General features: G+C 71.7%; 7 protein-coding genes. All 7 read left to right on the top strand.

The window, feature by feature from the left end; all coding sequences use genetic code 11:
* On the top strand, positions 1-890 hold an 890-nt coding region (locus G3I54_RS08335), incomplete at its 5' end, for an FUSC family protein (RefSeq protein WP_164612601.1).
* Positions 887-1,393, top strand: a complete 507-nt coding sequence (locus tag G3I54_RS08340) for a MarR family transcriptional regulator (RefSeq protein WP_164612603.1) — start codon at positions 887-889, stop codon at positions 1,391-1,393. The genes G3I54_RS08335 and G3I54_RS08340, both read left to right, overlap by 4 nt.
* A 496-nt stretch (positions 1,394-1,889) precedes the next feature.
* On the top strand, positions 1,890-3,533 hold the full coding sequence (locus G3I54_RS08345; protein WP_164612605.1) for a sensor histidine kinase: 1,644 nt from the start codon (positions 1,890-1,892) through the stop codon (positions 3,531-3,533).
* Positions 3,530-3,937: a roadblock/LC7 domain-containing protein gene (locus tag G3I54_RS08350; protein WP_007454741.1), complete on the top strand. Its 408-nt coding sequence runs from the start codon at positions 3,530-3,532 to the stop codon at positions 3,935-3,937. The genes G3I54_RS08345 and G3I54_RS08350 overlap by 4 nt, the downstream gene beginning before the upstream one ends.
* Positions 3,934-4,305, top strand: coding sequence for a DUF742 domain-containing protein (locus G3I54_RS08355; protein ID WP_103509680.1), 372 nt, complete (start codon positions 3,934-3,936; stop codon positions 4,303-4,305). The genes G3I54_RS08350 and G3I54_RS08355 overlap by 4 nt, the downstream gene beginning before the upstream one ends.
* Complete coding sequence (locus G3I54_RS08360) at positions 4,286-4,900, top strand: ATP/GTP-binding protein (RefSeq protein WP_010058144.1); 615 nt, start codon at positions 4,286-4,288, stop codon at positions 4,898-4,900. Before G3I54_RS08355 ends, G3I54_RS08360 begins: the two co-directional genes overlap by 20 nt.
* A 151-nt stretch (positions 4,901-5,051) precedes the next feature.
* Positions 5,052-6,464, top strand: a 1,413-nt coding sequence (locus G3I54_RS08365; protein WP_164612608.1) for a cytochrome P450, incomplete at its 3' end; no start/stop codon positions are given.

Raw genomic sequence — 6,464 nt, forward strand, 5'->3', positions numbered from 1 at the left:
CCCGGGGGCCCGTGCCCGCGCCGCCGCCGGCCCCCGGCACCGCCGACGAGCTCTACGGGATCGACGCCGAACGCGCCGCCCTGCGGACCCCCGAAGGCCGCCGCGCCGCCCGGCGCACCCTGCTGCGCCGCCTCGGCCCCGGATCGCCGCTGCTGCCCGTCGCCGTCCGTACCCTGACCGGCTGCGCGCTCGCCGGGTACCTCTGCGCCGCGCTCGGCGTCGGCCGCCCCTACTGGGCGATCGTCACCGCCGCCTCCCTCTACCAGGCCAACATCACCCTCTCCTGGAACCGGGCCCTCCAGCGCACCCTCGGCAACCTCCTGGGCGTCCTCGTCTTCGCGGCCGTCCTGCCGGTGTCCCGGATCAGCCCGCTCGCCCTCGTCTGCTGCTGCCTCTTCTTCAGCTTCGCCGCCGAGGCCCTCATCACCCGCAACTACTGGCTCGGCTCCGTCGCGGTGACCCCGATGGCCCTGCTGGTCCTGGAGTTCGGCGGTACCCATCCGGCCGGTGAGCTGATCGGCGACCGGGTCCTGGACACCGTCCTCGGCGCGGTCGCCGGATTCCTGGCCGCGACGCTCGTCACCAACCGGCGGGCGGCCGGACGGGTCGAGCGGGCCCTCGACGCCACCCGCCGGGCCCGCGCCGACGCCGAGCGGACCGGCGCCGACCCCGGGGCCGCCCCCGCCGAACGCGACCGGGCGCGCCGGACGCTCACCGCGAGCCTCGTCGAACTGCGCGAGGCGGGCGACACCGCGGCCGGCGAATGGTGGCAGCGCGCCCTGCCCGAGCAGCGCCTTCTCGCGGCCGAGCAGGCCGGACACCGTACGCTCGCCGCGACAGCACAACGGCGAGGACCCGCGGTCCGCGCCCCTTCGATCGGAGCGGAGTGACCGACGACATCGTTGCCTCGGTGGTCCGGCAGTGGCAGGCCGTCAACCCCGAGCTCGACACCGGACCGATGGAGATCATCGGCCGGATCAACCGCTGCGCCGCCCTCCTCCAGCAGGCGGAGGACGCCCCGCTGCGCTCCGCCGGACTGACCCGCGCCGAATTCGACCTCCTCGGCGCCGTACGCCGTACGGACCGGGAGCTGACCCCCGGCGAGCTGGCCCGCGAGACCTTCTCCTCCGGGGCCGCCGTCACCAAGCGGCTGCGCGCCCTCCAGGACCGGGCCCTGGTCGACCGCCGGGGCGACGACCGCGACCGGCGGGTCGCCCATGTCCGCCTCACCGACGAGGGCCGTGCCCTGGTCGACCGGCTGCTGCCCGAGCAGCTCGCCTACGAACGCGCGGTGCTCGCCGGTCTCGACGAGGGAGGCCGCGACGAACTCGGCGCCCGGCTCGGCGAGTTGCTCGTACAGCTGGAGGGGCGGCTCGGCGGCGCCCGGCGCTGAGGGCGGTCGGATCGAGCGCGGCGGAGGGCCTTCGTGCGGGGGCTTCGCGCGGGGCCTTCGTATACGCGTCAGCACGGCGTCTTTTCGCACCACCCGCCCGTCGTCGAGGAATCTGCTCCTTTCGATCCGGTTCGATCACCTGTGCCTTTGGCTGGTTCTGGTGGATGAGAGTCGTTGATGGCTCGTCAATTCAACCGTGAATGTGCCATTTCGATGGATTGAGCACCCCAGATCTCGGTGGTTGCGGCCTCGGTGGGCGGCGACTTTCAGCCTCGATCACTCACCGCACACGCGCCGAAGCGCTGAGTAGGAAAACTGGTGAGTGTATTCCTCTCGGCGGGCTTCCGCAGGGGGTTGGGTGAATATGCCGAAGCACTGTTCTGATCTGGCTAAGCTCACGCGCAGTGAAGTCGAGTTGAGATGAATTCGAGCACTTGTTCCTGAGTCTCCGCTCACGTGCGCATACATCCCGGAATCAACCGCCAGAGGGTTTTAGATGGTCCGTGTTGAATCACCGCCGACCGACAGAGAAATTCCCGTCGTCCGCGTAGTCCTGCTGCCCGTGGCCCTGCTCCTCGGCGCAACCGCCGCCGGATCGGCCCTGGTCGCACCGGCCGCGCGGATACCAGTCGCCGTGTGCGGCGCGATCGCCACGCTCGTGGTCGCCGTACTCACCGTGGCGCTGCACCGCCGCCGGCGCGCCATGCGCGTCCAGCGCGCGGAGTACGAGCAGCGCATCGCCTACCTGGAACACCGCATCCTCTCGCACGACGCCGAGACGGTACGGCTCACCAAGGACGTCATGCCCGCCGCCATCCGGCGGCTGCGGGTGGGCAATTCGCCCGAAGAAGTGATGCGCGACATCGTCGACGCGGACGTGGCCAACCGCCATCTGCCCAAGGCACTGCGCGAGCAGGTCTACCAGGTCCTCGAAGTCATCGACAACGAGGAGGCGCGGCGTGACTCCGCTCAGCGCGCCTTCGTCAGCGTCGCCCGCCGCGTCCAGGCGATCGTGCACCGCCAGGCCAGTGAACTGCGGGAGATGGAGGACCACTACGGGCGCAACCCCGAGGTCTTCGACGACCTGCTGCGCATCGACCACGGCACCGCGCTGATCGGCCGCCTCGCCGACTCCATCGCCGTGCTCGGCGGCGCGCGCCCCAGCCGCCAGTGGCCCAAGCCCGTACCGCTGTTCAGCGTGTTGCGCGGCGCGATGTCCCGCATCCTGGAGTACCAGCGCGTCGATCTGCACTCGATCGCCAAGGTCGCCATCGTCGGCACCTCGGTCGAGCCGCTCATCCACGCCTGCGCCGAACTCCTCGACAACGCGACCCGCTACTCGCCGCCCCAGACCCGGGTGCACGTCACCGCGGTCGAGGTGCAGACCGGCATCGCCATCGAGATCGAGGACGGCGGCGTCAGCCTCAGCGAGGAGGCCCGCGCCCGGGCCGAGAACATGCTCGCCCAGGCCCAGGCCGGCATCAACATGAACGACCTCGGCGAGTCCCCGCGCCTCGGCATGGCCGTCGTCGGCCGGCTCTCGCGGATGTACCAGCTCCAGGTGTCGCTGCGTCAGTCGGCGTACGGCGGCGTCCGCGCCGTCCTCATCGTGCCGCGCGACATGATCACCACCGGGCCCGCCCCGGGCATCGCCCACGGCATCGGCGCCACCTCACGGCCCACCAGCTCGCTGGACATGTCGCAGCTCCAGCACGTGGTGCCGCCGCCCGGCAAGCGCAAGCCCAAGCCCGCCGCCACCGGCCCCGTGCCGTCCGTGGCCGCACCGGTCTCCACCGGAGCCCCCGCGGCCACCTCGCGCCCGGCCATGCCATCGGCGGCCATGGAGGACGACCTTCCCGTGGTCACCGAGTGGACCGAGAACGGGCTGCCGCAGCGCCGCAGCCGGGGCCGCGCCCCGCTCGGCTCGCACAACCTCCCGCAGCAGCCCACGCCGCCGACCCCCGCCCCCACGAACGGGTTCCAGCCCGGCCGGGACGAGGGCACGGACGACGGACGCGGCGAGGAGAAGCCCCCCGGCCTGTGGCTGGAGGCCTTCACCAAGGCCGTCAACGGCGTACCGCAGGAACGAAAGCACGGCGAAGACTCCGATGACGCGTGGGACAAGGGAGACCTGAAGTGATCCAGCAGCGGGGAAACATGGACTGGATGCTCAAGGAACTGGCCGACGACGTTCCGAGCATCCACCAGATCGTGGTGCTCTCCTCGGACGGCCTGCGCATCGCGATGCACGGCGGCGACCCCGACGTCGCCGACCGGCTCGCGGCGGCCTGCGCCGGACTGCAGAGCCTGGCCGCCGCGGTGGCCACCGAGATCCCGTACAGCGACGGCCTCATGAAGCTCGTCGTCATCGAGGTGACGGGCGGGTTCTTCTACCTGATGGCGGCCGGGGCCGGCGCCTACCTCGCGGTCCTGGCCGGCGAGACCGTCGACGCCGGACTCGTCGGCGCCCGGATGCGGGACATGGTCGTGCGGATCGGAGCCCACCTGACCAGTCCGCCCCGCCACGGCGGGCAGTCCGGATGAGTGGTCCTCGACGAGAACGCCGCAAGGCCGATCCGGATCTCCTCGATCCGGAACGGCTGTACGTGATCACCGGCGATCTCGACGACAGCGAACGGGCCGCGCTCGACCTGGTCACGATGGTCGTCGCGCAGGCGGAGCCCTCGCCGACCTTCCAGCCCGAGCAGGCGGCCATCCTGCGGCTCTGCCAGGCCCCGTTGTCCGTCGCCGAGATCTCGGCCTATCTCAGCCTGCCGTTCAGCGTGGTCACCTCGCTCCTGAGCGATCTCCTCGCGACCGAACTCATCGAGTCGCGCGCGCCGATCGTCCGCGCCACCCTCCCCGACAGGTCCCTTCTCGAAGCGGTGATGCATGGACTTCAGAAGCTCTGACACGATCACCGGACCGCGCACCGAGGACGTCCTTCCCACCACGGCCACCGCCGCGGTGAAGGTCGTGATCGTCGGCGGGTTCGGCGTCGGCAAGACGACCATGGTCGGCTCGGTCAGCGAGATCCGGCCCCTGACGACCGAAGAGACCATGACCCAGGCCGGCGTCGGCGTGGACGACAACGCCGGGGTGGAGACGAAGACCGCCACCACCGTCGCCATGGACTTCGGCCGGATCAGCCTCAGCGAGGAACTGATCCTCTATCTGTTCGGCACCCCCGGCCAGGAACGCTTCTGGTTCCTGTGGAACGGCCTCTTCGAGGGCGCACTCGGCGCGGTCGTCCTCATCGACACGAGACGGCTCGAGGTCAGCTTCGACGTCATCGGCCGACTGGAGGAGCGCGGCGTGCCGTTCGTGGTGGCCGTGAACACCTTCCCCGACGCGCCGCACCACCCGGTCGAGGCCCTGCGCAGAGCCCTCGACCTGCCGGACGAGGTCCCGATGATCGACTGCGACGCCCGGCTGCGGGCCTCCAGCCGCGATGTGCTGATGACCCTGATGCGCTATCTGCACAGCCTGGCCGTCCCGCTGGCCTGACGCCCCCGCACCCCGGGGCCCGGTGACCGGACCCGCCCGGGGGCGCGCGCCGTTCCCCGGCGTACGCCCCCGGCCCGGTCCGCGCCCGAACGCCCCGCCCCGCGCGCCCGCTTGTGCACCAGCCCTGGAATTCCTGATCCCTGGAGCCCCTGTGACAACCCCCTTCCACCACGAACCCGGTGCCGTGCCGCCGCCCCAGTGCCCGGCCCACAACCTCGACATCGGCCCCGGCGGACTGCGCCGCCTCTACGGCCCCGAGGCGGAGAACAACCCGGCCGGCCTCTACGACAAACTCCGCGCCGAACACGGCACGGTCGCCCCGGTCCTGCTCCACGGCGACGTCCCCGCCTGGCTGGTGCTCGGCCACAGCGAGAACCTCCACCTCACCCGTACGCCCTCCCAGTTCTCCCGGGACTCGCGGCGCTGGCGGGCCCTCCAGGACGGCAGCGTCGCCCCGGACCACCCGCTCGCCCCGATCTTCACCTGGCAGCCGGTCTGTGTGTTCGCCGACGGCGCCAAGCACGAGCGGCAGCGCGGCGCGGTCACCGACAGCATGGAGCGCATCGACACCCGCGGCGTCCGCCGCCACATCAACCGCTTCAGTAACCGCCTCGTCAACGACTTCTGCGAGAAGGGTACCGCTGACCTGGTCAGCCAGTTCGCGGAGCATCTGCCGATGATGGTGATGTGCGCGATCTTCGGCATGCCCGAGGAGTACGACGAGCGCCTCGTCCAGGCGGCCCGCGACATGACCCGTGGCACCGAGACCGCCGTCGCCAGCAACGCCCACATCGTGTCCGTGCTGACGCGCCTGGTGGAGCGGCGTCGCGCCGACCCCGCGCCGGACTTCGCCAGCTGGCTCGTCGAGCACCCCGCGACGATGACCGACATCGAGGTCGTCGAGCATCTGCGACTCATCCTCATCGCCGCCTACGAGTCCACCGCCAACCTGATCGCCAACGTGCTGCGCATGGTCCTCATCGATCCGCGCTTCCGCGCCCGGCTCAGCGGCGGGCACATGACCGTGCCCGAGGCGGTGGAGCAGACACTGTGGGACGAGCCGCCGTTCACCGCCGTCTTCGGCCGCTGGGCGGTCGGCGACACCGAGCTGGGCGGCCAGCAGATCAAGGCGGGCGACGCCCTCCTCGTCGGCATCGCCCCGGCCAACACCGACCCCGCCGTCCGCCCCGACCTCACCGCCGACATGGGCGGCAACCGCGCCCACCTCGCCTTCAGCGGCGGCCCCCACGAGTGCCCGGGACAGGACATCGGCCGCGCCATCGCCGACGTCGGCGTCGACGCCCTCCTGATGCGCCTGCCCGACCTGGAGCTCGGCGTCGGCGAGAGCGAGCTGCGCTGGGTCGGCAACATCATGTCCCGCCACCTGGTCGAGCTGCCGGTGAAGTTCGCCCCCAGCCCGCAGCAGAAGCTGGACGCCGACCCGCTCTCGGTGATGGCCCGTACCGCCCGCCCGGCCGACGCCTGGGAGATCTCCTCCCCGGCCAGGCCCGTCCCCGAGCCCCGGCACGAGGCGGCCGGCGCGCAGCCCGCCCACGCCCCTGGC

It is taken from the genome of Streptomyces sp. SID14515, assembly GCF_010548505.1.
GTDB lineage: Bacteria > Actinomycetota > Actinomycetes > Streptomycetales > Streptomycetaceae > Streptomyces > Streptomyces caviscabies.